Source organism: Sphingomonas flavida, assembly GCF_036663655.1.
Classification (GTDB): Bacteria; Pseudomonadota; Alphaproteobacteria; order Sphingomonadales; family Sphingomonadaceae; genus Sphingomonas.
Genome location: NZ_JAXOJH010000046.1, coordinates 1 through 1408 on the forward strand (window position 1 = coordinate 1; position 1408 = coordinate 1408).

Consider the following 1408-nt stretch of genomic DNA (forward strand, 5'->3'; position numbering starts at 1 on the left):
TCGGACGCCGCCTGGAACAGCAGGCCGTACACGGCCGCCTTGTTCTGGAGTGCGATATCGGCGACCTCGACGGGCAGCGTGAAGACGACGTGGAAGTAGCCGACGGGAAGCAGGTCGGCCTCACGCTCGGCGAGCCAGGTGCGCGCGGCCGCCCCCTGGCAGCGCGGGCAATGCCGGTTGCGACAGCTGTTATACGCAACCCGCCAATGCCCGCAGTCGGTACAGGCCTCGACGTGTCCGCCCATGACGGCGGTTCGGCAATGTTCGATGGCCGACATGACCTTCAGCTGGTCGAGGCTCACATGCCCGGCGCGGGTAGCCCGGTATGCAGGACCGGCAGCGCGGAAGATGTCGGCGACCTCAAATGCGGCGCGCACGCTGGCGTCACCCGGCGGGTGTCCTGCCCTCCATCAGCGCCATCAGCTGGTCGAGTGGGCCGGTCACCGCGCGGATCGTGCGGGTCGCGACCTTGGTGTAGAGCGCAGTCGTCTCGAGCTTGCTGTGCCCGAGCAGGACCTGGATGACGCGGATATCGACGTCCTGTTCGAGCAGGTGGGTGGCGAAACTGTGCCGCAGCGTGTGCGGGCTGACCCGCTTGCGGATGCCCGCCGCCTCGGCCGCCTCGTGGACCGCACGGTGGAGTTGCCGCGTCGAGATCGGGTCGGTGTAGCTGCGGCCCGGGAACAGCCAGCCGTGTGGCAACAGGACGCTGCGCCGCTTGCCCTCGCGCCACCAGAGCCTGAGCAGTTCGAGCAGCTGCGGCGACAGCATCGCGTTGCGGTCCTTACGGCCTTTGCCCTCTTCGATACGGATGAGCATACGCCTACTGTCGATGTCGTCGGCCTTGAGGTGCGCGACCTCGGACACGCGCAGGCCGGCACCGTAGGCCACGCCGAGTGCCGCGCGGTACTTGATGCCCGGTGCCGCCTCGAGCAGCCGCGCGACCTCATCGACGCTCAGCACATCGGGCAGCTTCCGGGGACGCGGCGCCAGCACCAGCTTGCGCGACAGGTCGGGCCGGTCGAGCGTCACGCCGAACAGGAAGCGCAACGCGGATACCGTGGCGCCGATGACGGACTCGCTGGTGCCGTGTTCACGCTGGTGAACCTGGAAGCGCCGCACGTCCTCGGCGGTCGCCGTGTCCGGCGAGCGACCCAGGAACGCCGCGAAGGCGCGGACGTGGCGGACATAGTCGTGCTGGGTTCGCGCCCGCATCGAACGCATCGCCATGTCGTCGAGCATCTGCTGGCGCAGCGGAGTGGTGGGTGCTTGGGTCGGTGACGTCGTCATGGCGAGGTTCCTCATGTTGAAGGAACCCCATCGTCCGCCTCCGCTGCCGCACGGCCAAACCTCAGCGCAGACGCGCTACATCACCACCGGCACCAGTGCCGCGCAGCGGCTTCGTGCA

2 protein-coding genes are annotated in these 1408 nt (G+C 68.6%); both read right to left on the reverse strand.

The genetic code is table 11. The features are described 5' to 3' along the window. Positions 1 to 377 (reverse strand): IS91 family transposase (locus tag U1703_RS18790; RefSeq protein WP_443025852.1); only part of this gene is annotated, 377 nt, incomplete at its 3' end. A 7-nt stretch (positions 378 to 384) separates the two neighbouring features. Beyond that, entirely contained in the window at positions 385 to 1290 is a 906-nt protein-coding gene (locus U1703_RS18795; protein ID WP_332786964.1) for a tyrosine-type recombinase/integrase, read from the reverse strand. Positions 1291 to 1408: the final 118 nt, after the last annotated feature.